At 61.7% G+C, this 26,289-nt stretch carries 21 protein-coding genes and 3 pseudogenes; 17 read left to right on the top strand and 7 right to left on the bottom strand.

The window, feature by feature from the left end; all coding sequences use genetic code 11:
• The gene (locus V5B59_RS20450) at positions 1 to 798 is read right to left on the bottom strand and encodes an outer membrane lipoprotein-sorting protein (RefSeq protein ID WP_169069090.1); all 798 of its coding nucleotides are present in this window, start codon (positions 796 to 798) and stop codon (positions 1 to 3) included.
• A gap of 53 nt (positions 799 to 851) precedes the next feature.
• Between V5B59_RS20450 and V5B59_RS20455 the strand changes: the two genes are divergently transcribed.
• Together V5B59_RS20455 and V5B59_RS20460 are read left to right on the top strand one after the other, a co-directional pair.
• The gene (locus tag V5B59_RS20455) at positions 852 to 1,700 is read left to right on the top strand and encodes an ABC transporter ATP-binding protein (RefSeq protein WP_372703481.1); all 849 of its coding nucleotides are present in this window, start codon (positions 852 to 854) and stop codon (positions 1,698 to 1,700) included.
• On the top strand, positions 1,681 to 3,219 hold the full coding sequence (locus V5B59_RS20460; RefSeq protein WP_169069088.1) for a DUF1302 family protein: 1,539 nt from the start codon (positions 1,681 to 1,683) through the stop codon (positions 3,217 to 3,219). Before V5B59_RS20455 ends, V5B59_RS20460 begins: the two co-directional genes overlap by 20 nt.
• Before the next feature lie 151 nt (positions 3,220 to 3,370).
• Here V5B59_RS20460 and V5B59_RS20465 read toward each other — a convergent pair whose 3' ends face one another.
• Positions 3,371 to 4,357 carry a zinc-dependent alcohol dehydrogenase family protein gene (locus V5B59_RS20465; RefSeq protein WP_169069068.1) on the bottom strand — a complete coding sequence of 329 codons (987 nt, stop codon included), beginning with the start codon at positions 4,355 to 4,357 and terminating at the stop codon, positions 3,371 to 3,373.
• Positions 4,358 to 4,503: 146 nt separating this feature from the next.
• Here V5B59_RS20465 and V5B59_RS20470 point away from each other — a divergent pair, with 146 nt between their 5' ends.
• The 5 genes from V5B59_RS20470 to V5B59_RS20490 all read left to right on the top strand — a co-directional run bounded on the left by V5B59_RS20470 (position 4,504) and on the right by V5B59_RS20490 (position 9,166).
• A complete protein-coding gene (locus V5B59_RS20470; RefSeq protein ID WP_034910347.1) occupies positions 4,504 to 5,589 on the top strand; it encodes an ABC transporter ATP-binding protein in 1,086 nt (361 codons plus the stop codon).
• Positions 5,564 to 6,430 carry an ABC transporter permease gene (locus V5B59_RS20475; protein WP_169069067.1) on the top strand — a complete coding sequence of 289 codons (867 nt, stop codon included), beginning with the start codon at positions 5,564 to 5,566 and terminating at the stop codon, positions 6,428 to 6,430. Before V5B59_RS20470 ends, V5B59_RS20475 begins: the two co-directional genes overlap by 26 nt.
• Entirely contained in the window at positions 6,430 to 7,224 is a 795-nt protein-coding gene (locus V5B59_RS20480) for an ABC transporter permease (protein WP_034910344.1), read from the top strand. The genes V5B59_RS20475 and V5B59_RS20480 overlap by 1 nt, the downstream gene beginning before the upstream one ends.
• Positions 7,221 to 8,291, top strand: coding sequence for a polyamine ABC transporter substrate-binding protein (locus tag V5B59_RS20485; protein ID WP_169069066.1), 1,071 nt, complete (start codon positions 7,221 to 7,223; stop codon positions 8,289 to 8,291). The genes V5B59_RS20480 and V5B59_RS20485 overlap by 4 nt, the downstream gene beginning before the upstream one ends.
• Positions 8,292 to 8,551: 260 nt before the next feature.
• Positions 8,552 to 9,166, top strand: coding sequence for a Uma2 family endonuclease (locus V5B59_RS20490; protein WP_332352276.1), 615 nt, complete (start codon positions 8,552 to 8,554; stop codon positions 9,164 to 9,166).
• A 61-nt stretch (positions 9,167 to 9,227) separates the two neighbouring features.
• Here V5B59_RS20490 and V5B59_RS20495 read toward each other — a convergent pair whose 3' ends face one another.
• The 3 genes and pseudogenes from V5B59_RS20495 to V5B59_RS26360 all read right to left on the bottom strand — a co-directional run.
• Positions 9,228 to 9,698: a gamma-glutamyltransferase gene (locus V5B59_RS20495; RefSeq protein ID WP_332352277.1), complete on the bottom strand. Its 471-nt coding sequence runs from the start codon at positions 9,696 to 9,698 to the stop codon at positions 9,228 to 9,230.
• Between the two features lie 25 nt (positions 9,699 to 9,723).
• Positions 9,724 to 10,290, bottom strand: a pseudogene (locus tag V5B59_RS26355) (gamma-glutamyltransferase); the annotation flags it as partial.
• Positions 10,291 to 10,363: 73 nt separating this feature from the next.
• Positions 10,364 to 10,795, bottom strand: a pseudogene (locus V5B59_RS26360) (gamma-glutamyltransferase); the annotation flags it as partial.
• Here V5B59_RS26360 and ndk point away from each other — a divergent pair.
• The 10 genes from ndk to V5B59_RS20560 all read left to right on the top strand — a co-directional run bounded on the left by ndk (position 10,788) and on the right by V5B59_RS20560 (position 20,693).
• Positions 10,788 to 11,198, top strand: coding sequence for a nucleoside-diphosphate kinase (gene ndk / locus V5B59_RS20515; protein WP_332352475.1), 411 nt, complete (start codon positions 10,788 to 10,790; stop codon positions 11,196 to 11,198). The pseudogene V5B59_RS26360 and the gene ndk overlap by 8 nt on opposite strands.
• A gap of 25 nt (positions 11,199 to 11,223) precedes the next feature.
• The gene (gene rlmN, locus V5B59_RS20520; RefSeq protein WP_034912340.1) at positions 11,224 to 12,342 is read left to right on the top strand and encodes a 23S rRNA (adenine(2503)-C(2))-methyltransferase RlmN; all 1,119 of its coding nucleotides are present in this window, start codon (positions 11,224 to 11,226) and stop codon (positions 12,340 to 12,342) included.
• Positions 12,339 to 13,142, top strand: a complete 804-nt coding sequence (gene pilW / locus V5B59_RS20525) for a type IV pilus biogenesis/stability protein PilW (RefSeq protein WP_034912336.1) — start codon at positions 12,339 to 12,341, stop codon at positions 13,140 to 13,142. Before rlmN ends, pilW begins: the two co-directional genes overlap by 4 nt.
• Before the next feature lie 7 nt (positions 13,143 to 13,149).
• Positions 13,150 to 14,031 carry a helix-turn-helix domain-containing protein gene (locus V5B59_RS20530; RefSeq protein ID WP_169069061.1) on the top strand — a complete coding sequence of 294 codons (882 nt, stop codon included), beginning with the start codon at positions 13,150 to 13,152 and terminating at the stop codon, positions 14,029 to 14,031.
• A 37-nt stretch (positions 14,032 to 14,068) separates the two neighbouring features.
• Complete coding sequence (gene ispG / locus V5B59_RS20535) at positions 14,069 to 15,301, top strand: flavodoxin-dependent (E)-4-hydroxy-3-methylbut-2-enyl-diphosphate synthase (protein ID WP_169069087.1); 1,233 nt, start codon at positions 14,069 to 14,071, stop codon at positions 15,299 to 15,301.
• Complete coding sequence (gene hisS / locus V5B59_RS20540) at positions 15,301 to 16,596, top strand: histidine--tRNA ligase (protein WP_034912323.1); 1,296 nt, start codon at positions 15,301 to 15,303, stop codon at positions 16,594 to 16,596. Before ispG ends, hisS begins: the two co-directional genes overlap by 1 nt.
• Positions 16,596 to 17,279 carry a YfgM family protein gene (locus tag V5B59_RS20545; protein WP_034912321.1) on the top strand — a complete coding sequence of 228 codons (684 nt, stop codon included), beginning with the start codon at positions 16,596 to 16,598 and terminating at the stop codon, positions 17,277 to 17,279. Before hisS ends, V5B59_RS20545 begins: the two co-directional genes overlap by 1 nt.
• Positions 17,279 to 18,424 carry an outer membrane protein assembly factor BamB gene (gene bamB, locus V5B59_RS20550; protein ID WP_332352281.1) on the top strand — a complete coding sequence of 382 codons (1,146 nt, stop codon included), beginning with the start codon at positions 17,279 to 17,281 and terminating at the stop codon, positions 18,422 to 18,424. The genes V5B59_RS20545 and bamB overlap by 1 nt, the downstream gene beginning before the upstream one ends.
• Positions 18,421 to 19,875: a ribosome biogenesis GTPase Der gene (gene der, locus V5B59_RS20555; protein WP_034912315.1), complete on the top strand. Its 1,455-nt coding sequence runs from the start codon at positions 18,421 to 18,423 to the stop codon at positions 19,873 to 19,875. Before bamB ends, der begins: the two co-directional genes overlap by 4 nt.
• A gap of 284 nt (positions 19,876 to 20,159) precedes the next feature.
• Positions 20,160 to 20,693, top strand: a complete 534-nt coding sequence (locus tag V5B59_RS20560; protein WP_169069060.1) for a low molecular weight protein-tyrosine-phosphatase — start codon at positions 20,160 to 20,162, stop codon at positions 20,691 to 20,693.
• Between the two features lie 5 nt (positions 20,694 to 20,698).
• Here the strand turns inward: V5B59_RS20560 and V5B59_RS20565 are convergent, their stop codons facing one another.
• Positions 20,699 to 25,222 carry an EAL domain-containing protein gene (locus V5B59_RS20565; protein WP_332352282.1) on the bottom strand — a complete coding sequence of 1,508 codons (4,524 nt, stop codon included), beginning with the start codon at positions 25,220 to 25,222 and terminating at the stop codon, positions 20,699 to 20,701.
• A 37-nt stretch (positions 25,223 to 25,259) separates the two neighbouring features.
• Positions 25,260 to 26,070, bottom strand: a pseudogene (gene ppk2, locus V5B59_RS20570) (polyphosphate kinase 2).
• Between the last annotated feature and the right edge of the window lie 219 nt (positions 26,071 to 26,289).

The raw sequence follows: 26,289 nt of genomic DNA on the forward strand, positions 1-26,289 counted from the left end.
CTAATCGAGCTTCTTGAGATAGTCCTTGGTGAACACCTTGTCCGGCAGATCCCGCAACTTCATGCCCCCATACTCGAGGACGGACTGTTCGCCACCACGCAGGGCGTCTTCCATGACCAGTCGCGTCGGCCGCTTTTTTCCCTCCATGGTCTTGAAGTTCTCGTATTTGCAGGTCTTCAGCAGGCGGTTGGAGAGTGAATAGAACTCCGCTCTGAAAGGCCAGAAGTCCTTGGTCCGGACCCAGTAGAGTACCCGCTGGTAGGTGACGCCGCGGTCGACGCCGATCAGTTCGAGGACGTGATATTCTTCGTTGCCGATTTTTTCACTCCGTAGCAGCCTGGGGTTGTAGTCGGCAGCAAAGTTGGCGCGCGCCAGATCGCCGTTGGCGACCTGGCCGGTCAGCCGTTGCGAGAGGGAGAGCCGAATCGGCTGCGAAACGTCGGGCATGAAAACCCACAGGTCACGACCTTTCATCAGCAGGATCTGGCCACGTTCGGAAGCCGGTTCGGTGACCATCACGACACTGTTGGTGTTGCCCTTGGAAAGCACGCGGTACTTGCGCACCTCGGCATCCTGCCCGCTGCCGGTCGTCGTGATGCTGACGTCCACCTGAAAACCATCCGCAGGGAAGCGAACCTGGTCGGCCTTTTCAACGATCTGCCGGGCCTCGGCATCGTCGCCCGCGGTTTGCGAAACGGACTCCGCCGCCCGGGCCGGCACAGCACAGGCCAGGACAATGGCAAACAGGAGTGCCAAGGCAGTGTTGACACCAAGATGGCGGATGATCATGATTTCCATAGTATTCAACCCATTGTGCTGACCGTCGACGCGGTTGGCAGGAAGTGCCACCGATGAGCATGCTCGAACCCATTGTCCGCATAGAACATGTATACAAGGATTATCTACTTGGCGAACAGAAAGTCCAAGCCCTGAAGGACATTCATTTGAGTATCGAGCCTGGTGTCTTCCTCGCGATTGCAGGTCCTTCGGGCAGTGGCAAGACCACCCTGTTGAACCTGATCGGTTGTATCGACACGCCGAGCCGCGGCAAGATCTACATCCATGGTGAGGATGTGAGTGGGCGGACGCCTGATCAGTTGGCCGATCTTCGGGCGCGCAAGATCGGTTTCATCTTTCAGACCTTCAATCTGTTGCCGGTGTTGTCAGCCGCCGAGAATGTCGAATATCCTCTGCTGCACCGCAAGGATCTTTCGAGCACCGAGCGTCGGAAACGCGTCGCATATTTCCTGGATGTCGTCGGTTTGTCGAAATACGCGGCGAATCGCCCGAATCAGTTGAGTGGTGGTCAGCGCCAGCGGGTGGCGATTGCCAGAGCGTTGGCAATCCATCCGGCGATTGTGCTGGCGGACGAACCGACGGCGAATCTCGATCGTCAGACCAGCAAGGAAATCCTTTTCCTGATGAAAGAAATCAATCGCTCGCAGGGCACGGCTTTCATATTCTCGACCCACGATGATCGGGTGATCAACAATGCTCGCCGTCAGATCCGCATCGAGGATGGCGAAGTCATCACGCTCGGCAAGCGTCCTTCCGGCGGGAAGTGGATTTTCTTGCCCGCTCGCAAGCCCGAGAGCCCTCTCAACAATGACAACGATGAATGGTTCAGCCAATCTGCCGACCTGTTGAATACCTCCATGGAAGATGACGATGAAGACCGCGATGCAGATCAGAAGAATTAGCCGGCATTGCGTTGGCCTCGCCGTCGCGGCTCTGCTGAGTTCGCCGATGGCCGTGGCGAGTGACCCCACGGGCAGCGCCGGCCGCTCCGAGGTCGACGTGTCCGACCGCTGGGCGAGCAGGTCAACGCGCGTTCTGCTCGCCGCCAAGTCGGCCGACGCCTTGCCGACGAGCAGGGATAGCCTGTTTGGCGACAACGAGCCCGAGGCGGCTGCAGACCAGCAGCCTGCCAGTCGGGAATCCTTGTTCGGCGATGATCGGCCTTCGCCTCCGCAGGCCGCAGCCATTGACGAGCAATCGTCGGCACGTGCAGCGGCTTTCAAGGGGTTCATCCAGAACGTGATGGCCTATGACTGGCCCAAGCCACGACACTGGTCGGAAATGATGACCCGCGTCGATCTGAGCACGCAGGGCGATCTCGGCAACCATGTCAAATGGAAACTGGGCGCGCGTGTCGACTATGACGCGACCTATACCTTCACCGATTTCTATCCGCAGGCGGTGGCGGATAATCAACGCTTCAATGTCCTGCTGCGCGAAAACTATCTTGATGTTGGCGCCGGGGATTGGGACTTCCGCCTCGGCCGGCAGCAGATCGTCTGGGGTGAAATGGTCGGGCTGCTGTTCGGCGACGTCGTCTCCGCCAAGGACATGCGGCAGTTCATCCTGCCGACCTTCGATATCCTGCGTATCCCACAATGGGCGGCCAGGGCCGAGTATTTCAAGAACGATTTCCACGCCGAGCTGGTCTGGATCCCGGTCGCCAGCTACGATAACATCGGCAAGCCGGGCTCCGAGTTTTTCGCCTACACGCCGCCGCCACCTCCGGGTGTCGCCAGCATGTTCCGCAACGAAAAAATTCCGGCGCGCAGTCTGGACAATACCAACTATGGTCTGCGGCTGTCGATGCTGCGCGATGGCTGGGATGTGGCTGGCTTTGCCTACAGCAGCATGAGCGTCGCGCCGACCTTCTACCGGGCAATCGTTACCGATCCACTGCCGACCGTGATTTATCAGGCCAGGCATGATCGCATCAATCAGTTGGGCGGCACGCTGGGCAAGGATTTCGGTTCGCTGGTCCTGAAGGGCGAGATGGTGTATACGCGCGGTCGCAACTATGAGGTCACCAATGCGACCGATGTTAACGGGGTGGTGCCGCAGAACACGCTGCTCTGGGTGCTTGGCCTGGACTTCAACCAGTTCGCCGATACCCGGATCAACATGCAGATCTTCCAGAACCATTTCTTCAACCATGATCCGGATATCATTCCCTTGGGCAAGGAATATGGTTATAGCCTGTTGCTCAACCACAAGTTCAGCGACAAGGTCGAGGCACAGGCGCTGTGGATCGCCAGCCTGAACCGAACCGACTGGATGCTGCGCCCCCGGGTGAACTGGAATTTCGAAAAGAACTGGGGCCTGGCGGTGGGTGTCGATATCTTCAAGGGGTCACCTGAAGGGTATTTCGGTCGCTACGACGCCAAGGACCGCGTGTATACCGAGATCCTTTACAACTTCTGACGAGTCGAGATCGCCGCCAGATCCTGGTGATGTTCATGTGAAAGTCGCGTCAGCGACTCACGAATCTCCCCTCTCCACTCGCTGGAGAGGGGTCGGGGGAGAGGGAAACGGTCATGACTATGATCGGGGTGCCTGGAAAAGGTCATGACCGTTAGCCGGTGACGAGAACTGCAGCACCGCGAATCTGGCCCGCCCGCAATTGCTGCAGCGCATCATTGGCCGATTCCAGGGGAAATCGTGTCACTTCGGTGCGGACGCCGGCCTTGGGCGCGATGGCAAAGAACTCTTCGCCGTCGCGTCGGGTCAGATTGGCCACCGAGCGCACGCAGCGCTCTCCCCAGAGAATGGCGTAAGGGAACTCGGGAATGTTGCTCATGTGGATGCCTGCGCAAACCACCGTTCCGCCCTTGACCGTGTGACGAAGCGCCTGCGGAACCAGCTCTCCGACCGGCGCAAAGAGAATCGCGGCGTCCATTTCCTGCGGCGGCGCGCTGCCGGCATCGCCGGCCCAGGCGGCCCCCAACTGGCGCGCGAATTGCTGGCCATCGGTATCGCCGGGCTTGGTGAAGGCGAATATTTCGCGGCCCTGCCAGCGAGCCACTTGCGCAATGATGTGCGCGGCCGCGCCGAAACCGTAGATGCCCAGACGCCGCGCATCGCCGGCAGCGATCAGTGAGCGATAACCGATCAGTCCAGCACAGAGCAGCGGTGCTGCTTCGGCGTCCGGGTATTCGTTCGGCAGTGAAAAGCAGTAGCGCTGATCGGCCAGCGCGAACTCGGCGTAACCGCCATTCAGCGTGTAGCCGGTGAACTCGGCCGCATCGCAAAGGTTTTCGGAAGCGCTTGCGCAGTAGCGGCAATGGCCACAGGTATGCCCCAGCCAGGGTACGCCAAGGCGTTGGCCAAGCGCAAAACGTTCCACTCTGGCGCCTTTCTCGACGACGACACCGACGATTTCATGGCCGAGGACGAGCGGCAGCCTGGGGTGCTGCAGATCGCCGTCCATGACGTGCAGATCAGTGCGGCAGACTCCGCAGGCCCGTACTTCGAGCAGAACCTGATCAGCCTCGGGTTTCGGCCGAGGCACCTCGGCCAGCCGCAACGGCTGGCCTTGGGCGTCCAGAAGCATGGCTTTCATGCGCATCTCCAGCAGTAATACAGGGTCTTCCTAAGTCAAGCGCCAAGCAGCCCAGCAGCCCAGCAGCCCAGCAGCGTCACCGGTGATTGTACGGGTAAAACAAGGGTTTTACTGATCAGGATCTTCTGAGCTAAACTACGCAGACCATGGCGCTACTCGAGATCCGCAATGTCAGCCGCCGTTTTGGCGAACTCCAGGCCGTCGACGACGTTTCCCTGTCGATCGAGGCCGGCGAGTTCTTTACCCTGGTTGGTCCCTCGGGCTGTGGCAAGACCACCTTGCTGCGCCTGATCGCCGGATTCGATCAGCCGGACACCGGCGAGTTGCTGCTCGACGCGCAACGGCTGGCCGGCATTCCGCCCGAGAAAAGACCGGTGCACACGGTTTTCCAGAGCTATGCGCTGTTTCCGCACATGACCGTGGCGCAGAACGTCGCTTTTCCCTTGCAGATGGCGGGCAAGTCTCAGAACGAGATCAGTAGCCGTCTCAAGGAGGCGCTGGAACTGGTGCACCTGGCCAACAAGGCTCGCCAGTTTCCCCGCGAATTGTCCGGCGGACAAAGGCAGCGCGTCGCTCTGGCGCGTGCGCTGATCAACAAGCCGCGCCTGCTGTTGCTCGACGAACCGCTGGCGGCACTCGACGCCAAACTGCGCGAGCAGATCACAGGGGAGCTGATCGCGTTGCAGCGCGAGGTCGGCATCACCTTCGTCTTCGTCACCCATTCGCAGCAGGAGGCGCTGGCGGTGTCGCACCGCATCGCAGTCATGAATAATGGGCGGATCGAACAGGTCGGTGCTCCCGAGCAGATCTATGGCTATCCGCGCAACCGCTTTGTTGCTGATTTCATCGGGACCATCAACCTGCTGCCGGTCGAAGTGCGAGCGGCCGGTCAAGATGGACTGCGCCTGTTCGCCGCTGGACTCGGAGAGATTATCGGCACGCCGGTAGTCGGGCCCAGCACCGGCGAGCATGGGGCCTTTGCCGTCCGTCCGGAACAACTGCGCATCGTCACCGCCGGGGACCTGACCGAGCTGGACAACCACTTCCATGGCCGCGTGCGCGACCACCTTTACCTCGGCGACGTCACCGTTTACAAGATTGCTCTGGAAAATGGGGTGGTGCTCGAGGCGATGCTCACCAACGCGGTTCCCGGACGCGCCAGGTTCCTCGAACGCGGCGCCCCGGTCGCAGTCGGCTGGCAACGTGATGCAGGGGTCTACCTGCGTGACTGAAACAGCCAGCCGCCCGGTCGGCCGAGGAGAGTCGTTGACCAAATGGCTGGTCAGCCTGCCGCCAACCCTGTTTCTGGTGGTTTTTTTCCTTGCCCCGGCCTTGCTGATGGTCGGTGCCTCGTTCCAGCAGCCGGGTGACTTCGGTGGACTGGTACCGGCTCTACAGAATGGCCAGTTGACCCTGTCACTGGAAACCTACCAGTTCTTCTTCGGCGACTGGATCTATGCCGAGATCTTCGGCCGTTCCTTCCTGGTCGCCGTGACCACCACCCTGATCAGCCTGCTGATGGCCTATCCGCTGGCCTTGCTGATCGCCCGCAGCGACAGGCGTCATCGCGATCTGCTGGTGCTGCTGGTGATCCTGCCTCTGGCCAGCAACTTCCTGATCCGTATTTACGCCTGGATCATTCTTCTTGGCCCGGCCAATCTACTCTATACGCCTTTCGCAGTAATCGCCGGAATGGTCTATGTACACCTGCCATTCATGGTTCTGCCACTGTACAACAACCTGGAGCAGCACGACCCGGCACTGCTCGAAGCGGCCCAGGATCTCGGTGCCGGCACCTGGACGCGCTTCTGGCGAATCACCCTGCCGCTCTCGCTACCCGGTATCTGGGCGGGCTCGGCACTGGTCTTCATTCCGGTCCTCGGCATGTTCGCCATTCCCGAGTTGCTCGGCGGCACGCGCGACCTGCTGGTCGGCAACCTGATCAAGGAACAGTTCCTCGACAACCGCGACTGGCCTCTCGGCTCGACCTTGTCGCTGCTGCTGACCGCCGCGGTGCTGGCGCTGGCGGGACTGTCGGCCTGGGCCGGGCGGCCACGCCGGGGGAGTGCCTGATGGCGCGTCCTCGCCAGTCGCTCTGGCTTTGGGCTGCGGCCCTGGCCGTCTACGCCTTTCTTTACCTGCCGCTGGCGGTGGTGGTGATCTTCTCTTTCAACGATTCGCTGCTCAATGCCGAGTGGGTCGGTTTCACGACCCGCTGGTATGGCACGCTCTTCGACGATACCGAGATGCTGAATGCCGCAGCCAACTCGCTGTTCATCGCCATCACTGCGGCCAGCGTGGCGACCGTGCTCGGTACCATGGCCGGTATTGCCATGCAGCGCTGGCGAGCGGGTGTTCTGCGCGGTCTGCCTTTTCTGGTGCTGACGCCGGTGGCGATGCCCGAGATTCTGCTCGGGGTCTCGCTCCTGCTATTCTTCCGGCAGGTGCTCGACCTGACGCTCGGGCTGATCTCGATCCTGATCGCGCATATCACTTTCTCGATCGGCTTCGTCGCGATCATCGTCCGTGTTCGTCTGGCCGGGATGGACGAGAGCATTTTCGAAGCCGCCCGGGATCTCGGCGCCAGCCCGTGGCAGACTTTCCGGCGCGTCACCCTGCCCTTGATCCTGCCGGGCATCCTGGCCGGTTTTCTGATGAGCTTCACGCTCTCGATCGACGACTTCGTGATCACTGTCTTTGTCGCCGGCGTTGGCGTCACGACGCTGCCGCTGCAGATCTACTCGATGATCAAGGTGGCCGTGAGTCCCGAAGTCAACGCCGTGTCTACGCTGCTGATGGCGCTGACGCTGACCTTGATCGCGCTGGCGTCGAAACTTGCACCTGACACGCTGCAGGGCAGGGCATGAAAGCGCTGCGCGCCAGCGTCGTTGCAGTGCTGCTCGCCGTCCTCGCGATGCTGGCGCATGCTGAAGACGTTCTCTATCTCTACATCTGGAATACCTACCTCTCGGACGACACCGTGCATCGGTTCGAGGCGCAATGTCGCTGTCGGCTGAAACAGGACTTCTACTCCGACAACGAGGAAATGCTGGCCAAGCTCGAGGCCGGTGCGATCGGTTACGATCTGATCGTTCCCACGGGTAACGCCGTCGAAACGCTGCTCCGCAAGAACGCGCTGCGTCCGCTCGACAAGAGCAAACTGCCCAATCTGCAGAACGTCAAGGCCGAGTTTCGCAACCCCTGGTACGATCCCGGCATGCACTACGCGGTGCCCTATGCGACCACGGTGACACTGCTCGGTTACAACGCCAGCCGGCTGGCCGAACTTGGCCTGCCGACCGATAGTTGGGCGCTGATCTTCGAGCCGCGTTACCTGGAGAAACTGAAAGGCAAGGTGACGGTCCTCAACAGCCAGCGTGAACTGATGGCCGCGGCGATGAAATACCTCGGCTACTCGGTTCAGGAGAGTGATCCGGCTCGCTGGGATGAAGCCAAGCGCCTGATCCTGCGCGCCAAGCCGTACTGGGCGACTTTTTCCAACAGCACCTACATCAAGGATCTGGCGATCGGCAACATCTGGGTCGCGCACGGCTACTCGAGCGACATGTATCGGGCCCAGCAGGACGCGCTGGAAGCGAAGCGCCCATTCACCATCGACTTCCGGATGCCGAAGGAAGGTGCGGTGCTGGCGGTCGACAGCTTGGTCCTGCACAAATCCGGCGGCCGCCCCGACCTCGCGCACCAGTTTATCGATTTCATGCTCGAAGGCGCCAACGCCGCCGATGTTTCCAACCTGATCGGCGCCGGCAACCCGAACGCGGCAGCGACGCCGTTCATTCTTCCCGAGATTGCCGGCAATCCTGGTATCTTCCCGCCGCCGGACGAGCTCTTGCGACTCGAAATGTTGCGTGATTTCGACCCGAAAACGCGCCGTTCACTGTCGCGGATGTGGACCGAGATCAAGGTCCGCTGAATCCGGCCATGCCTCGGCGACCACGACGCCGCCACGTCTGCGCCCAGCGGCGATTGGCTGAACCAGGATCGCTTGGCGTGATTCATCGTGGAGGTGGTCGACCAGCTTGATCTATCGAACCGGACGCGACAGTATGCTGGATGAAAATGCAGTCCTCGTTCAGGCTCATACCACGTTGGACAAGGCTCTCCCTCTTTCGCTTGCCTTGCGGGCAGACCTCAAGGCACAATGCCAAGGCCTGCACTGCCGGAGTCAATAGCATGGCCTTGCCGAGAGCCACGGGACACCGCTTTACCTATGCCGACTACCGGCAGTGGCCCGATGATGAGCGCTGGGAACTGATCGACGGCGTAGCTTACGCGATGGCGCCGGCACCGACGATCAGCCACCAAATTCTGACTGGTCAGCTTTTCCGACAGATCGATCAAGCCCTGGATGGCACCCCCTGCCGCACCCTGATCGCTCCGGTCGACGTCCTGTTGCCGGCAGCGAACGAAGCTGACGAGCAGGTGACGACCGTCGTCCAGCCCGATATTCTGGTGGTCTGCGACCCGGCCAAGGTCACCGAAAACCATATCCGCGGCGCCCCGGACTGGATCATCGAGGTTCTCTCCCCGGCCACCGCCCGCCACGACCACCTGACCAAGCGCGCCCTGTACGAACGCGCCGGTGTCCGCGAATACTGGCTCGTTCACCCGGTCGACCGCGTCATTACCCTCTACACGCTGAAGGACGGACTCTACGGCGGCCCGGAAATCGTCGAGATGGCCGGAGAACGGTCGCCGGCCATCTTCCCTGAAATCGTCATTCGTTGGCAGGCGGTTCTGGACAAGCTACCGGATCACTCCGCCGCGCCGGTCGATCAGCACCCTTGACGATGACTTTACTACGTGGAAAACGCGTCCGGTCTTCGAGATCAAGGTCCGCTGAATCCGGCTATGCCTCGGCGACCACCACGACGCCGCCACGTCTGCGGTCACCGGCGCCAGACAGACGACCGTTGGCGCTGGCGACGCAGTTGACCCCGCCAAAGAACATGCTCGTCGAGTCGAAGCGGGTCGCTGCCGGCCAGGCCTGCTGCAGGGCGTCAGCCGTAGCCGTTGCGAGGCCGACGTTCTCGAACCACAGCTTGCTGCCTTCGACATGCAGGCGGGCGGCGTTCAGCGCTTCGTCGAGCGGGCGCCGATAGGCCAGCAGATTGAGCAGCGCCTGCAGGATGGCGCTGCGAATCCGGTTCGACCCACCGCTGCCGAGGGCAAAACACGGCCGATCGCCGGCGACGACGATGGTTGGTGACATCATCGTGCTCATCCAGCTTCCCGCTGCCAGTCGATGGAAGCCGGCCGGGTTGATGTCGTCTTCGCCGAGGAAAGTTGTTGACGTGGATTCCCAGTCCCGGTAGGACATGGCCGCAACCTTCGCCGTTGCTGGTGGTCATCGCCGCGGCCATGCCCTCGGCGTCGATCACCGAGATATGCGTGGTCGCGCCGAGCGGGTTCTCGTCAGCGCGCGCTCGTGCCCACTCGACCCAGGCCGGGAGCGCGTCGCCGGCAACCAGCGCACGGATCGACGCCGGGTCGGCATGCAGTCGGTGGTCGTAACCCGACTGGCGAATCTGCGATACGGTTGCCAGTATCGCCGCCACTGCGAGTTGATGATCGCGTGAGAGAAACGCCTCGTGGCCGATGCCAAGGCTCTCGGCGATGCGCAGCCCGGCGCCGATCAGGCCGCCGCCGGCGGCCGGCGGCGGGTTGGTCAACACACTGTAGGGGCCGAAGGGGACACGCAGCGGTTCGCGCACGACTGGCGAGTAGGCGGCAACATCCTGCGTGGTCATCAGCCCGCCATGTGCAGGGCCGAAGTGTTCGACCAGCGAAGCCCGGTATGTGGCGACCAGGGTTTCCGGATCGCCTTCGCCAAGTGCCTGCAGAAAATCGCCGAGGTCGGGGTTGGCCAGGCGATCGCCGGCTTGCGGCAGGCGTCCGCCAGCGAGGAACAGGCGATGCTGCCGATGGCGACGATTTGGCGATCGGCGCGATCAGGCCGATAATCATCGCGATCTGCGGACTGACCAGGAATCCGTCGCGCGCCCAGGCTGCTGCCGGCGCTACGACCTCACGCAAGGGCAGGCGGCCGGCGCGCCGATGCAATTCAAGCAGGCCGACCAGTTCACCGGGAACCGCTGCCGCCGCCTTGCCGATGTGAAAGACCTGCTTGGTCTGGCCGAAATCGATGGTCACCGGCGCAAAGTCCAGTTCTGGAAACGCTTCGAGGCCACGCCCCGGCGCCGCAGCAAAAAAATCGAGCACTTCGTAGCCGTCCCTGGCGTCTCCCCAGATACAGGCGCCGCCGCCGCCGAGCGAGGTCAGCGGCAACTCGGTGACGGTGGCGGCGAACTTGGCGGCGACGATCGCGTCGACCGCGTTGCCGCCGCGGCGCAGTAGGCGCGCTCCGGCCAGTGCCGTATGCGGCTCGGACGCCGCGATCACTCCACGAATGCTCATGGTCAGAGTATACGCCGTTGCGAAGAATGTGATCGGCAAGATCTACTCCCGTTTTGAGACGAATGGCCTGAAGGTCATCGCTGCCAAACTGGTCTGGCTGTCGCCGCAGGAAGCTGGCGCCTTCTACGCCGTCCATAAGGAGCGTCCTTTCTTCAACGATCTGGTTTCCTTCATGATTTCCGGCCCGGTGATGATCCAGGTTCTTGAGGGCGAGAATGCGATCACCAAGAACCGCGAACTGATGGGGGCGACGGATCCGAAAAAGGCCGATCCGGGAACGATCCGCGCCGATTTCGCCGAGTCGATCGACGCCAACGCCGTTCATGGTTCCGACGGCGAGGATACGGCGAAGGTGGAAATCGCCTTCTTCTTCCCGGCGATGAACGTCTATTCCGGCCGCTAGGGCGGGGGCGGGGCAACACGCTCAGATGACGGTCAATCTTCTCGATCTTGATGCCGCCAGCCTGACGGCTTTTTTCGCCGAGAATGGTGAAAAGCCGTTTCGCGCCAGGCAGCTGCTGCGCTGGCTGCATCGCTTCGGGCAGCGTGATTTCGACGCCATGACCGACATTGCCAAGAGTCTGCGCGAGAAACTGAAGACCCTGGCGGTGGTGGTGCCGCCCGTGCTCATTGCCGACCGGGTCGCGGGCGACGGAACGCGCAAGTTCCTGTTTGATGTCGGTGGCGGGAACGCCGTCGAATCCGTCTATATCCCCGAGCTTGATCGGGGAACGCTGTGCATTTCAACGCAGGCCGGCTGCGCGCTCGACTGTTCGTTCTGCTCGACCGGCAAACAGGGTTTCAATCGCAATCTGACGGTGGCCGAGATCATTGGTCAGTTATGGCAGGCCAGGCAGGTGCTGGGTGCTTGCCAGGAGCAGGAGGGGCTGTCCGAGCGGGTGATCAGCAATGTCGTACTGATGGGCATGGGCGAGCCGCTGGCCAACCTCGACAATACGGTGACAGCACTGCGCCTGATGCTTGATGACCATGCCTATGGCCTGTCGCGCCGCCGGGTCACGGTATCCACCTCGGGTCTGGTGCCGGCGATGGATCGTCTGCGCGACGAATGCGCGGTAGCGCTGGCGGTCTCCCTGCACGCACCGAATGATCGCCTGCGCGATGAACTGGTGCCGATCAACCGGAAATACCCCCTGCGTGAGCTGCTGGCCGCCTGTCGGCGCTACCTCGAGAAAGCACCGCGTGACTTTGTGACCTTCGAGTATGTCATGCTCGACGGGATCAATGACGCCGATGCGCAGGCGCGTGAGTTGCTGACCCTGACGCGCGACGTACCGTGCAAATTCAACCTGATTCCCTTCAATCCCTTTCCGGGCTCGCCCTATCGGCGTTCGCCAGCGACACGCATTCGGCGTTTTGCCGAGTTGCTGATCGACGCCGGAGTCGTGACCACCACCCGCAAGACGCGCGGTGACGACATTGATGCCGCCTGTGGTCAACTGGCCGGGCAGGTTCTCGACAGAACGCAGCGGACGGGTCGGCGAAGCTTCGCTATCCACCTCGATCGTCAGGAGGTCTGCAGTTGAGGAAGACGGCCTTGGCGATTGTTGCCTGTCTGTGCCTCGCTGCCTGTTCATCGACAGGCGTCTCGCAGGCGACCAGGCAGAAGGAGGCCGAAGAGGCGGCCGACTCGCGTACCCCGACCAAGCCTCGCGACGCTCGCACGCGCGCCAAACTGCATACCGAGCTGGGTTCGCTCTATCTCCAGGATGGCAATCTGGCGGTGGCTCTTGAAGAGCTGACCATTGCCATCGACATCGACCCCGACTATGCCAAGGCTTATGCGACACGCGGCCTGGCGGGCTTCCGGATACGCGAGATGCAGGCTGCCGACCAGGACTTTCGTCGAGCCTTGAGCATCGACGCCAACGACCCCGAGATCAACAATAATTACGGCTGGTTCCTGTGCCAGGTGGGGCGGGAGAAGGAAGCGATCACGTTCTTTCAGCAAGCGATCAAGAACCCGCTCTATGAGACCCCCGAGAAGGCTTATCTGAACGCTGGCGCCTGTTACGCCAAACTTGGAGACCTTGCGGTTGCCGAGAACTATATTCAGCAGAGCCTGCACATCGCGCCGAATAACCCGCAGGCCTTGCTGCAACTGGCCAGAATCAATTACCAACGCGGTTATCTGGAGCTGGCCAAGCAGCAGCTCTCGGATCTGTTGCGCAGGACCGAGCCAAGTGCCGAGGCATTGTGGCTGGGCGTGCGAGTCGAGCGCCGACTCGGTGAGCGTGTCGCTGAAGCCAGGTACGGCAGTCAGTTGCGGCGAAAATTTCCGCTCTCGCCCGAGGCGCAGGAACTGCTGAGAGGCAACTTCGAATGAGTGAAGAATGAGTGAACCTTCCCGATTCCCAACGCCGGCAGCGCCCGAGCTGCCAGTGGCGGAACCGTCCCGCGAGCAGGGGGAGAGCGGCGAAGTGCTGGCACCCGTGAGCGGTAGCGTCGGCCAGCAATTACGTTCCGCCCGCGAGGCCAGAAACATGAGCCTGGCCGAGGTGGCGCAGTCGCTCAAGCTGGGTCCTCGGCAGGTGGCAGCGATCGAGGCCGAGGATTGGGCGTCATTGCCCGGCAACACGATGATCCGCGGCTTCGTCCGTAACTATGCGCGCCTGCTCAATCTCGACGCCGATGTCCTGATGCACGGGCTGGATGCCGCACAGCTGCAGCAAAAAGCGCAGCTTGAGGTGTCAGCCGGAACCACCGCCAGCCTGCCGAATACCAGCAGCCGGCGCGTGCAGCGCCGCGATTATCTTGCCGTATTGGCTGGCTTGTTGCTGTTGGGGCTGGCGGTGTTGGCCTATTTCTATGCCCCGGCGGACTTCTGGCAGGGAAAACTGACGGCGCTGCTCGCCCGTGATGCGCCTGTCCAACAGCCGGCTGCCACAACGCTTGCTCCACCGCCCGCCGCGGCCGGCGAATCGGTGACGGTACTGTCGACACCGAATGCGACGGTGCTTGCAGACGCGCCGGGCAGCGGCCTTGGTCTGCGGCTGAGTTTCGCGCAACCCGCCTGGGTCGAGGTTCGCGATGGCCGCAACCAGATCATCTTTGCCGAGTTGAGCCCGGCCGGTAGTAAGCGGGAGGTCGTGGGGCAGCCGCCGTACTCGTTGGTGGTGGGCAACGCAACGCAGGTGACGGTCGAGTACCAGGGCCGGATGATCGAGCTCTCACCGCGCAGCAAGGGCGACGTCGCCCGGCTGACCGTCGAATGAGCCGGTGCCGGCCAGGGCACGAGCCGTGAGCCATCCATTGCCTGGTACAGTACGTCGGCGCACGCGTCCGGTCAGGGTTGGCCAGATCACGGTGGGAGGTGAGTCGCCGGTGGTCGTCCAGTCGATGACCAACACCGATACCGTCGACGTCGTCAGGACGGCGATTCAATGCGCAGAACTGGCGCGCGCCGGCTCGGAACTGGTGCGCATCACCGTCAATACCCCCGAAGCTGCGGCAGCCGTGGCGGCGATCCGCGCCCACCTCGACCGCATGGGTGTCGACGTACCGTTGATCGGCGATTTTCACTATAACGGTCATCGCCTGCTCGCCGAACATCCGGCGTGTGCCGAAGTGCTGGCCAAATATCGCATCAACCCGGGCAATGTCGGACACGGCCGCAAGCGCGATGAGCAATTCGCGCAGATGATCGAGATTGCCTGCCGGTATGACAAACCGGTGCGTATCGGGGTGAACTGGGGAAGCCTCGATCAGGATCTGCTGGCGCGCATCATGGACGAGAACGCCCGTCGCCCCGACCCGCGCGATGCAGTCGAAGTGATGCGCGAAGCAATGGTTGCCTCGGCGCTCGAATCAGCCGCACGCGCTGAAGCCATCGGTCTGCCGGGGGAACGCATCATCCTCTCTTGCAAGGTTTCCGGCGTGCAGGATTTGGTTGCCATCTATCGCGAGTTGTCGCGCCGTTGTGACTATCCTCTGCACCTCGGCCTGACCGAAGCCGGTATGGGCTCCAAAGGCATCGTCGCGTCGACGGCGGCGATGGCGGTGCTGCTTCAGGAAGGCATCGGTGATACCATCCGCGTCTCGCTGACCCCTGAACCCGGCGGCAAACGCACCCAGGAAGTGATCGTCGCGCAGGAACTGTTGCAGACCATGGGCTTGCGGGCGTTCACCCCGATGGTCGTCGCCTGTCCGGGTTGTGGGCGGACGACCAGTACCTTTTTTCAGGAACTCGCGCAGTCGATTCAGGAGCACGTTCGCCAACGCATGCCGCAGTGGCGGACCGACTATGACGGCGTCGAGAATATGACCCTGGCAGTGATGGGTTGCGTGGTCAACGGGCCGGGCGAGAGCAAGCATGCCAACATCGGCATCAGCCTGCCGGGTACCGGCGAAGTGCCGGCAGCGCCGGTGTTCGAGGACGGTACCAAGACCGTCACCCTGCGCGGCGAGCATATCGCCGAGGAATTCACCCATATCGTCGATGCTTATGTGGCTCGCACGTATCAGAGAAAGTCCGCAGGCCAATGATGATTGCAAAGATCCAGTCGGTACGCGGGATGAACGACATCCTGCCGGACGAGGCCGAATTCTGGGACCTGTTCGAGGAAACCATCCGCTCGTGGCTCAAGAGTTACGGCTACCGCCCGTTACGCCTGCCGATCGTCGAACCGACACCGCTGTTCAAGCGCGCCATCGGTGAAGTGACCGACATCGTCGAGAAGGAGATGTACTCCTTTGTCGATAGTCTCAATGGCGAGCCTCTGACGCTGCGTCCCGAAGGTACCGCTGGCTGCGTGCGTGCCGTCATCCAGCACAACCTGATCGCGCAGCAACCGCAGCGGCTTTACTATCTGGGCCAGATGTTCCGGCACGAGCGGCCACAGAAAGGACGCTACCGCCAGTTTCACCAGGTCGGTGTCGAAGCGCTGGGTTTCCCCGGTCCGGATATCGATGCCGAACAGATCCTGATGGGTGCCCGCCTCTGGGACGACCTCGGTCTCGATGGCATCACCCTGCAGCTCAACACGCTTGGCCAATCCTCGGAACGAGCCAGTCATCGCGCCGAGTTGATCAGCTACTTCGAGCGGCACAGCGAAGCGCTTGATGACGATGGCCGGCGGCGCCTGCACAGCAATCCGCTACGCATCCTCGACAGCAAGAACCCGGCTTTGCACGACCTCATCATCGGGGCACCACAACTGATCGATCACCTGGGTGCCGAGTCGCTGGCGCATTTCGAGGGCGTACAGCAGGTGCTGCGCGACGCCGGTTTGCCGTTCCAGATCAATCCGCGCCTGGTGCGCGGTCTCGACTATTACAATCTGACGGTTTTCGAGTGGATCACTGACCGCCTCGGCGCGCAAGGGACTGTCTGTGCCGGTGGTCGTTACGACGGTCTGGTGCAGCAGCTCGGCGGCAAGCCGGCACCGGCCTGCGGTTTTGCAATGGGTGTCGAGCGGCTGTTGGCGCTGATTCGTGAAGCCGGTGGCGAAGCCAGGGCTGCGGCCGTCGATGTCTATGTCGTGCATCAGGGCAGTGCCGCTTCGCGTCTCGCGGCGCGCGTCGCCGAGAGACTGCGCGACCGCGGCATCGATGTCCTTTTCCATTGTGGCGGCGGCAGCTTCAAGACGCAGATGAAGAAAGCCGACGCTTCGGGCGCGGCCTTTGCCGTGATCATCGGCGATGACGAGGCCAGGGTCGGCGAGGTGACTCTCAAGCCGCTGCGCCCGCTTGGCGAGCAGCCGAATGAACAGACGCGGGTGCGTGTCGACGACCTCGCCGACACGATCATGGCTTCCATTTTGAATGGGGAAGACTCGTAATGGCAACTTACGATCTCGAAGAGCAGGAACAAATCGCCGAAATGAAGGCGTGGTGGCAGCAGTACGGTAATCTGCTGGCCGGCATCGTGACCGCTGCCTCGATCTGCGTGGTCGGCTGGCAGGGCTGGAACTGGTATCAGCGCAATCAGGCGGCACAGGCTTCGCTGGTTTACAGCGTCATGCAGAAGGCCGTTCTCGAAAACGACGCGCAGCGCATCAAGGCGGCGAGTGGAGAATTGCTCGAGAAATTCCCGGGAACCGCGTACGCGCCCCTGGCCGCCTTGATGGCCGCCAAGGCGACGTTTGCTGCCGGCGATGCAAAAACCGCCAAGCTGCAGTTGCTCTGGGTGGTGGAACACGGCAAGGATGAACTGCGGGATCTCGCGCGTTTGCGTCTGGCCAGCGTGCTGCTCGACGAGCAGGCCTACGATGAGGCGCTCAAGCAGCTTGATGGCGCGCCGAGTGCCGGCTTCACAGTCCGTTTCCAGGATACGCGCGGCGACATTCTCGACGCTCAGGGCAAGACCGCCGAGGCGCGTGCGGCTTATCGGACCGCGCTGGCCAAGCTGGATGAGACCGACCCGAGCGGCAAGGGAAAAAATACGCTGCAGGACCGCCAGGCCAATGCCGCCTATCGTGAAGCGCTGCAGCAGAAGCTGGATGCACTTGGGGAGTCGAGCTGATGAGATACCCCCTGCTCGTGGCGGCAGGGCTGTCGCTGTTCCTGGGCGCTTGTTCGACGCTCGATGCCTTGAATCCCTTTTCGGGCCCGAGTGGGCCGAAGATGGCTGAACTACAGGCGATCGAGCCGACTGATGCGCTGCAAGTGCTGTGGTCGGCAGATGTCGGCAAGGCCGGCGACCATACTTTCGTTCCCGCTGTGGTCGATTCCTCGGTCTACGCGGCGGCCATGGACGGTACGGTCGTTCGCCTCGACGAGGGCCAGCAGGTCTGGAAAATCAATGCCGGGAAGCCGCTCTCGGGGGGGGTCGGCGCAGATCAGCGGATGCTCGTGGTCGGCACCGCCAAGGGCGAGTTGTTCGCTTTTGCCACAGCCGACGGCAGCCTGTTGTGGAAAGCCCGCGCCAGCAGCGAGATCGTTGCGCCGCCGGCGGTGGGCTCGGGCCTGGTGATCGTGCGCAGTGGCGACCATCGCCTGGCTGCCTATGACTCGTTCGACGGCAGGCGTAAATGGGTCTATCAACGTCCCAGCACGCCGCTGTCCTTGCGTGTGGCGGCCGGCCCGGTGCTGATCGATAAGTATGTCTTTGCCGGATTTCCCGGCGGCAAGCTGATTGCGGTGAGCGCAGAAAACGGCGCGCCGCTGTGGGAGGGGACGGTCGCCTTGCCGAAAGGGGCCACCGAACTCGACCGTGTTGCCGATGTCACCAGTGTCCCGGTCATTGATGGACGCATGATCTGTGCGGCTGCTTTCCAGGGGCGCGTTGCTTGTTTCGACCTGGGGACCGGCAACCTGATCTGGTCACGCGATATTTCGAGCGCTGCCGGCGTGGCGATCGACAGCCGTTACGTGTACGTTTCCGACGACAAGGGTGCCGTGCATGCGCTCGACAAGGCCAGCGGTGCCAGCCTCTGGAAGCAGGACAAGCTCTTCCTGCGACGGCTGACGGCGCCGTTTCCGATGCGCAATCTGATCGCCGTGGCGGATGTCAAGGGTGTCGTCCATTTTCTGAATCGCGACGATGGTTCATTCGCGGCGCGCCAGCAGACCGATGGCAGCGCGGTGCGTTCGCCCCTGCAGCGACAGGGGATCCACCTGGTCGTGCAAACAGCCAGCGGGCGCGTGCTGGCGATCGAGATCCAATGAAGCCGAGCGTGGTTCTCGTCGGGCGACCCAATGTCGGCAAATCAACGCTTTTCAACCGCCTGACCAGGACTCGCGACGCCCTGGTTGCCGATCTCCCCGGTCTCACGCGTGACCGTCATTACGGTCATGGCCGACTCGGAAACAAACCCTATCTGGTGATCGACACCGGCGGTTTCGAGCCGCTCGCCAAAGATGGCATCATGTACCAGATGGCGCGCCAGACCGAGCAGGCGATCTTTGAGGCCGACGTCGTGGTTTTCGTGGTCGACGGTCGTAGCGGAATCACCCTCCTCGACAGGGAAATTGCCAACCGCCTGCGCAAATCCGGCCGTTCGGTACTGGTCGCCGTGAACAAGGCCGAAGGCATGAGCCACGGGCTCGTCGTCGCAGATTTCCACGAACTCGGTCTCGGTGAACCTTTTGCGATCTCGGCGGCGCATGGCGAGGGGGTAAGGACGCTGATCGAGGAGGCGCTCGCCCCGTATGAGGAGCCGCCGGAAGGCTACATCGACAGTGATGTGGTCAAGGTCGCCATCGTCGGCCGCCCGAATGTCGGCAAGAGCACGATGATCAACGCGCTGCTCGGCGAAGAAAGGGTCATCGCCTTCGATCAGCCAGGAACGACTCGCGACGCCATCGAAGTCGATTTCGAGCGCGGTGGCCGCCGGTATACGCTCATCGACACCGCTGGCCTGCGCCGCCGCGGCAAGGTTTTCGAGGCCATCGAGAAGTTTTCGGTGATCAAGACGCTGCAGGCGATCGAGGACGCGCAGGTAGTGATTCTGGTGGTAGACGCACGTCAGGACATCTCCGACCAGGATGCGCACATCGGCGGCTTTATCCGCGAATCCGGGCGTGCGCTGGTGGTTGCCGTGAACAAATGGGATGGACTCGATGCCTACGTTCGCGAGCAGATCAAGAGTGCTCTCGAAAGCCAGTTGTCGTTCATCGATTTCGCCCGCTTCCACTACGTATCGGCGCTCAAGGCGCAGGGTCTCGAAGCGCTTTTCCGCTCAGTGGATGCCGCCTACCAGGCGGCTACTGCCGATCTGCCGACACCCAAACTGACGCGTGCGCTGATCGATGCGGTGGCTCGACAGGCGCCGCCGCGCAGCGGCCTGTTCCGGCCGAAGCTGCGCTATGCGCACCAGGGTGGCAGGAACCCGCCGCTGATCGTGATTCACGGCAATGCCCTCGACAAGATCCCGGATTCCTATCGACGCTACCTCGAGCATACCTTCCGGGAGGTTTTCCAGTTGCAGGGGACACCGCTGCAAATCCAGTTCAATGTCTCGACTAACCCTTATGCCGACAAGCCAGCTCCCGAACAGAACCGGCGCAAGCCCAAGCCGACCGAGATGCCGGCGCCCAGAAGTACTGCGGCCAGAAAAGAAACACGCCCAGTACCTGGCCGGAAAGCCGGATCGAAGCCGCCATCCCGGCCCCATTGATGGGAGGCTGCGAAGAGACAAGCCGCGTGTCGGGAAGCGGCGGCATCCGCCAAATCCCCTGAAATGCTGGCACAAGGTTGCAATGGTGGCCTTTTCGACGGATGATGAAGGCCTCGACCGCGTCGGCAGCATGCCACCGGCGCAAGCCAATGGGTCGGGTAGCGGGCGATGATCGTTGTTTGCTGCAGGGAGCAGTGATCTGCGCGACAGACCTGTGGCTGCCGGTTCTGGACGAGTCGATCTGAGGCTGGGAACAAACGTATCTGGAATTTGGAAAAAGGACGGTGATCAAGGTCTTATTTGTTTGCATGGGGAACATTTGTCGCTCGCCAACGGCCGAGGGCGTTTTCCGCCACCTTCTTCGTCAACGGAACCTCGAAGACAGGATCGAGGTCGATTCGGCAGGGACGCACGGCTATCACGCGGGTGAGGCACCGGATCAACGGACGCAGCGTGCCGCGGCGGTTCGTCAGTACAATCTGTCCGACATGCGCGCGCGCAAGGTGGCGGCGCAGGATCTCGAGTACTTTGACCTGATTCTGGCGATGGACCACAACAACCTCGCGGTGCTGAAACGCATCTGTCCCCCGGACAAACATGACCGTTTGGGATTGCTGATGAGCTATTCAAAGAACTTCGACGACGATGAAGTTCCTGATCCCTACTATGGTCTTGGGCATGGCTTCGACCTGGTGCTCGACATGATCGAGGATGCCGCCAGTGGGCTGCTCGAAAGCCTTGAGCAGCGACTCATGGATGAGGACAATCCAGGTGTTGAGGATAGAGATGAGTCCGCCCAAGGTAACGGCACGAACTGAATGAATCAGGGCGTGTTGCGTGCGCGCAGCCACTCGGCAAAGTCTTCTGGCGACAGCGGTCGGGCATAGAGATAACCCTGGCCGCTGTGGCAGCCGGAAGCGTCGAGTTGGGCATGCTGATCGGCCATTTCGACGCCCTCGGCGACAACGCTCATCCCGAGGTGGCGCGCCAACGCAATGATCGCCGAACCAATTGCGCGGTCATCGGCATTGCTCGATATGCCGTCGACGAAGCCGCGCGCGATCTTGAGTTCGTGGATCGGGAAGCGCTTGAGGTACGACAAGGAGGAAAAGCCGGTACCAAAGTCATCGATGCTGATCATCAGACCGAAAGCCACGAGTTCGGCCAGCATGCGCTGGGCACGCTCGAAGTCCATCAACACCCCTTCAGTGATCTCGATGCACAGCCGTTGCGGTGAGACGCCATGTGCATTGACGATCCGCATCAGGTCGGCAGCCATGCCTTCCTTGCGGAAATGCCGAGCCGAGATGTTGACACTGATGCGTACTGCCGGCAGCCCTGCCTGGTCCCACTCGGCGATCTGACGACAAGCCTCGCCAAGCACCCATTCGTCGATGGCCACGATCAGGTTGCTTTGTTCGGCGACCGGAATGAATACCACCGGATCCACGACTTCACCGTTGTATTGCCAGCGCAACAGTGCTTCGGCACCAACGACGCGATAGCTTTCGAGGTTGACCTGCGGCTGGTAATGAATGAGCAGCTCGGCGTTTTCGATGGCGCGGCGCAATCCCGTTTCCAGCGCCAGGCGCCGTGTCGCCAGATGGGCCAGGTCGGCGGTGAAAAAGCGAAAGGCATTCTTGCCGTGATCCTTGGCGCGATACATCGCCGAGTCGGCATTGCGCATCAAGGCACTGGCATCGGTAGCATCTTCCGGGAACATGCTCAGCCCGATGCTGGCACTGATGAAGCATTCGTGCTCGTCGAACTGATAGCTGGCACTCAAGGTGCTCAGCAAACGCTCAGCGGTCAGCGTCGCTTCGTGGCGATCGGCGGTTTCGAGCAGGACCACGAACTCGTCGCCGCCCAGGCGTGCCACCGTGTCTTCTGCGCGCACGCAGTCGAGCAGGCGCAGCGCCGCCTGCTTGAGCAATTTGTCGCCGGTGGCATGACCGAGGGTGTCGTTGACCACCTTGAAGTTGTCGAGATCGATGAACACCACGCCGATACTCTCGCGTGATCGCTCGGCACGTGCCAGAGCGAGATGCAGGCGGTCATTGAACAATGCCCGGTTGGGCAGTCCGGTCAGTTCATCGTGGGTTGCCAGATACTCGACGCGCTGCTGCGACTCGCGCACCGTGGTAATGTCGCTGAACATGCCGACGTAGTTGACCACCTTGCCGCTTTTGTCCTTGACGGTATTGATCGACAACCATTCAAGGAAAGCCTCGCCGTTCTTGCGGCGATTCCAGATCTCGCCCTGCCAGACGCCTAGACGATTGACCCGCTCCCACATTTCGACGTAGAGCTCGGGCGGCGTCTTTTCGGATCGCAGAAGGCTGGGCTTCCTGCCGACGACCTCCTGGCGGGTGAACCCGGTGAGGGTCGTGAAGGCGTCATTGACGGTCAGGATACATTGCTCGGTATCGGTCACCATGACGCCTTCGGAAGCGCGATCGAAGACCATCGCTGCCAGCCGCAAACTTTCCTCCGCGCGCTTGCGGGCGGTGATGTCGGTGGCCTGGAAGCAGAGTCCGGTGATCGCCCCGTCGTTGTCGAAGAGCGGAAAGCGAACCGCCAGGAAGTGGTGATCGCCACCAGCCAGAGGCAGGGTTTCTTCACGTTCGATCTCCTTGCGCAGACGCATCGCTTCGAGTTCGCTCTCGCGGAAGATCTTCGATACAGCGTCGGGAAAGAGCTGCAGATCGGTCTTGCCGATGGCCTGCCCGGTGGCGAAGCCGAAAGTCTGTTCGAACCTGGGGTTGGCAAACTGGTAGCGACCAGTGGCGTCCTTGACCGCCATCAGCCAGACCGAGTTGTTCATCACCGCGAGCAACCTGACCTGTGTTTCGCGTGCCGAACGTTCGATTTCGTAGAGGCTGGTATTGTCGGCAAACAGCAGGATCACGCCGGCGCTGCGCTGCGCGTCGCGCAACAGCGGTGCGATGTGCAGCGCATAGTGACGCCGGTTGGCGTTGACGATCTGGCGGTCGAGGGCGTTCTGCGTGTCGATTACCTGCTGACTATCGGTGACCAGATCGGGCATGTCCGGCAGCGCCAGATCGCGCAGATGCCGACCAATTTGCGCTGCGCCGAGCCTGAACAGCCGTGCGGCTGCGCTGTTGAAGCGCTGCAGGGCGGATTTCTGATCAAGCACCAGCAAGGGGTAGTCAACGCTGTTCTGGATACATTCCAGTTCGATATTGAGTTCCTGTGTTTCCGCGGTCTTGATCTGCAATTCCTCATTGACCGTCGCCAGCTCTTCGTTGGTCGATTGCAGTTCCTCGTTCGACGCCTCGAGTTCTTCGTTCGATGCCTGCATTTCCTCATTCGAGGCCTGGATCTCCTCATTGAGCGCCTGCATTTCCTCGTTCGAGGTCTCGAGTTCCTCGACCAGCGTCTGCAGATGTTCGCGCGTTGCTGCCAGTTCGTCTTCGAGTTCCTTGTCCGTGACGTTGTTGCTGTCCTCGATGGTATTCTTGCCGGCCGGCGCCGGAATCCACTCGATACAGACCATGAACAGCGTTTCGTTGCCGGGAGCCAGAACCGGGTGCACCGAAAGACGGACGCCACGATTCGGGTCGAGCGCCTTGATGTGCCGTGGCCGCCCGTGCGCCACAGTCTGCTTGACCTGTGCCTGTCGCATCAGCACCTGCACCTCGGTGCGCAGCTCGCGACGGATCAGCGAGATCAGGTCAAAAGCCGGTTTGCCGGGCGAAACATTGAGCAGCCGGCTGGCGTCACCGTGAATGTGGCGAATTTCGAACTTGCCGTTGATCAGGATGCTGGTCGGGATGAAATACCGCCCAGCCGCCTCGAGCAGGATGTTCTCGAAACCCAGCGGGGTGGTAGGTTTGGCCGGCCTCAGATGCTGGTTCAGACCGGCGGCCGGAATGGCCATCTCGGAACGTAGCAGCGGCAGTCGGGCAGCGACCCCGTGCCGGCGGTACAGGCGCCCTTCCTTGTCAACCACGCCGAACAGCGCCTCCTGCTGGAAAATCCCCTCGGACTTGCCGAGGAACAGGTAGGCGCCCGGATTGAGCGCGTAATGGAACACCGACAGCAGCCGGGCCTGCAACTCACTCTGGAAATAAATCAGCACATTACGGCAACTGATCAGGTCGAGGCGTAAGAATGGCGGATCCTGCACCAGATCCTGACGGGCAAAGATGACCACGTCACGCAGGTTCTTGTTGATCTCGTAGCGGTCACCGTGTGGCGTGAAATGGGCGCGGATGCGACTGCGATCCATGTGTGCCAGACTGGCGGCAGCAAAGACGCCGCGCCGTGCCAGAGCCATCGCGTCGAGGTCGATGTCGGTGGCGAAGATCTGCAGTCGGTACTGATCGAAGGAAGCTCCCAGACGTTCGGAAAACAGGATGGCCAGCGAATACGCTTCCTCGCCGGTGGCGCAGCCCGCGGTCCAGACGCGGATGTCGTCACCGGGCTGTTTGTTGGCGAGAATGTCGCCAACCACCTTGTCGAGGCGGGCAAAGGCATCGCTGTCCCGAAAGAAGGCGGTGACCGAGATCAGGATGTCCTTGCACAGCCGGTCGAGTTCGACCGGCGTGTCGTCGACCACCTGCAGGTAATCCTGTAGCGTACTGACATGGTTTGCCGCCATTCGCCGCTCGATCCGTCGCCACAAGGTCGGTTCCTTGTACTGCGAGAAATCGACCTTGGTGCGGCTGCGTACCTTGCCGAGCAGTGTCTTGAGCGTTGCCGGGGCACTTGCCGCCTGCGTGGCCACCGGGATCAGTCCGCGGTTGAGGACAATCAGACTGATCTCGGCGCCCATCGTCTCGGGCGGTAGAATCCAATCCACGCTGCCGGTATCGATTGCTGACTGGGGCATGCCGTTATACTTGGCGGTTTCGGGATCCTGGGAAAAGGTGAAACCGCCCGCCGCCTTGATCGCGTGGATTCCCGCCGCACCGTCAGAGCCGGTGCCGGACAGGATGATGCCGATCGTTGATTCGCCGACTTCCTCGGCCAGTGAGGCGAAGAAACGGTTGACCGATGGCTTGGGCATTGATTCCTTGGTGGGTTCGACGAGCCGGAAGTGACCCGCTAGCAGCGTCAGATTGCGATTCGGTGGCGTGATATAGACCGTATTTGCTTCGGGCAACATTCCGTCCTCGATGTCCCGGACCGGCATCGTCGTTTCGCGACCCAGCAACTGCGCCATCATGCTGCGGTAGGTCGGCGACAGGTGTTGCACGACGACGTAAGTCAGCCCAAGATTCTTTGGCAGGCTCGGCAAGAGCAGACTCAGCGCTTCCAGGCCACCGGCCGAGGCTCCGATCCCGACGATGAACGGCCGCTCGTCGGACCTGAAGGGATACACTGCGTCGCCAATCGGTTTTGCTGTGGCAAGAGGCTTTCTAGAGACCGAGCGTTTTTTTTCGGGTTCTTCTGCGTTGACGGTACTCTCTTGACTTGTCCTCAGTACACAGTTCCGGAATGAAGGTCTGGTCGGTGATCGGCGGGCGGACATAGCCGCCCTCATCCTGAGCGGGGCGGCAGGACGATCGGCTGCGGTCGTGAGGTCCTCGTAGTCGATCATGTTCAGCAGATGGCGTGATGACGTTCAACCGGGCGCGCTTCTTGTCGTCACCGTCGACCACATACCAGGGTGCCTGCTTGATGTCGGTGTGCGCGAACATGGCGTCCTTGGCTTTCGAGTATTCGACCCAGCGCGCGCGCGACTCGAGATCCATCGGGCTGAGCTTCCAGTGCTTTTCCGGATGAAAGATGCGCTTCTGGAAACGGCGTTCCTGCTCTTCGTTGCTGACCGAGAACCAGTACTTGATCAGGATGATGCCGCTGCGGACGAGCATGCGCTCGAATTCGGGGCAGGTGCGCAGAAACTCCCGGTATTCTTCTTCAGTACAAAAGCCCATCACCCGCTCGACACCGGCACGGTTGTACCAGCTGCGATCGAAGAGGACCATTTCGCCGCCGGCCGGAAGGTGCTGGACGTAGCGCTGGAAATACCACTGGCGTCTGCTCACGGTCGGTCGGTGCCGGCAACGCGGCAACGCGGGTGACGCGCGGGCTGAGGCTCTCGGTGATCCGCTTGATCGTGCCGCCCTTGCCGGCGGCATCGCGCCCTTCGAACAGGACGACGACTTTCAGCTTCTTGAACTTGATCCACTCCTGCAGTTTGACCAGTTCGATCTGCAGCTTCGACAGCGTCTCTTCGTAATCCTTGGTCTTGAGCGGTGGCTTGCGAGCAGGTTGTGCGCGCTTTCGTTCAGATTGACCTTGCCTGGGGGGGAGTTGCCTGCTTCGGTCTGCCGGCTTTGCCTCTTACCGCCTTTTGACCCTTGGTCTTCACGGCATCCTTCTTTAACACCGTTTTCTGCTCGTATTCTTTGCGGCTGCTTTCGCAGGCGCCTTGGGCGCGGCCTT

Source organism: Candidatus Accumulibacter contiguus (genome assembly GCF_036625285.1).
Classification (GTDB): domain Bacteria; phylum Pseudomonadota; class Gammaproteobacteria; order Burkholderiales; family Rhodocyclaceae; genus Accumulibacter; species Accumulibacter contiguus.

Bases quoted from the DNA above. Each gene is read 5' to 3' on its own strand.
- V5B59_RS20450 (WP_169069090.1), bottom strand. From the start codon at position 798: ATGGAAATCATGATCATCCGCCATCTTGGTGTCAACACTGCCTTGGCA.
- V5B59_RS20455 (WP_372703481.1), top strand. From the start codon at position 852: ATGAGCATGCTCGAACCCATTGTCCGCATAGAACATGTATACAAGGAT.
- V5B59_RS20460 (WP_169069088.1), top strand. From the start codon at position 1,681: ATGCAGATCAGAAGAATTAGCCGGCATTGCGTTGGCCTCGCCGTCGCG.
- V5B59_RS20465 (WP_169069068.1), bottom strand. From the start codon at position 4,357: ATGAAAGCCATGCTTCTGGACGCCCAAGGCCAGCCGTTGCGGCTGGCC.
- V5B59_RS20470 (WP_034910347.1), top strand. From the start codon at position 4,504: ATGGCGCTACTCGAGATCCGCAATGTCAGCCGCCGTTTTGGCGAACTC.
- V5B59_RS20475 (WP_169069067.1), top strand. From the start codon at position 5,564: ATGCAGGGGTCTACCTGCGTGACTGAAACAGCCAGCCGCCCGGTCGGC.
- V5B59_RS20480 (WP_034910344.1), top strand. From the start codon at position 6,430: ATGGCGCGTCCTCGCCAGTCGCTCTGGCTTTGGGCTGCGGCCCTGGCC.
- V5B59_RS20485 (WP_169069066.1), top strand. From the start codon at position 7,221: ATGAAAGCGCTGCGCGCCAGCGTCGTTGCAGTGCTGCTCGCCGTCCTC.
- V5B59_RS20490 (WP_332352276.1), top strand. From the start codon at position 8,552: ATGGCCTTGCCGAGAGCCACGGGACACCGCTTTACCTATGCCGACTAC.
- V5B59_RS20495 (WP_332352277.1), bottom strand. From the start codon at position 9,698: ATGTCCTACCGGGACTGGGAATCCACGTCAACAACTTTCCTCGGCGAA.
- ndk (WP_332352475.1), top strand. From the start codon at position 10,788: ATGCTCATGGTCAGAGTATACGCCGTTGCGAAGAATGTGATCGGCAAG.
- rlmN (WP_034912340.1), top strand. From the start codon at position 11,224: ATGACGGTCAATCTTCTCGATCTTGATGCCGCCAGCCTGACGGCTTTT.
- V5B59_RS20530 (WP_169069061.1), top strand. From the start codon at position 13,150: ATGAGTGAACCTTCCCGATTCCCAACGCCGGCAGCGCCCGAGCTGCCA.
- hisS (WP_034912323.1), top strand. From the start codon at position 15,301: ATGATTGCAAAGATCCAGTCGGTACGCGGGATGAACGACATCCTGCCG.
- V5B59_RS20545 (WP_034912321.1), top strand. From the start codon at position 16,596: ATGGCAACTTACGATCTCGAAGAGCAGGAACAAATCGCCGAAATGAAG.
- bamB (WP_332352281.1), top strand. From the start codon at position 17,279: ATGAGATACCCCCTGCTCGTGGCGGCAGGGCTGTCGCTGTTCCTGGGC.
- der (WP_034912315.1), top strand. From the start codon at position 18,421: ATGAAGCCGAGCGTGGTTCTCGTCGGGCGACCCAATGTCGGCAAATCA.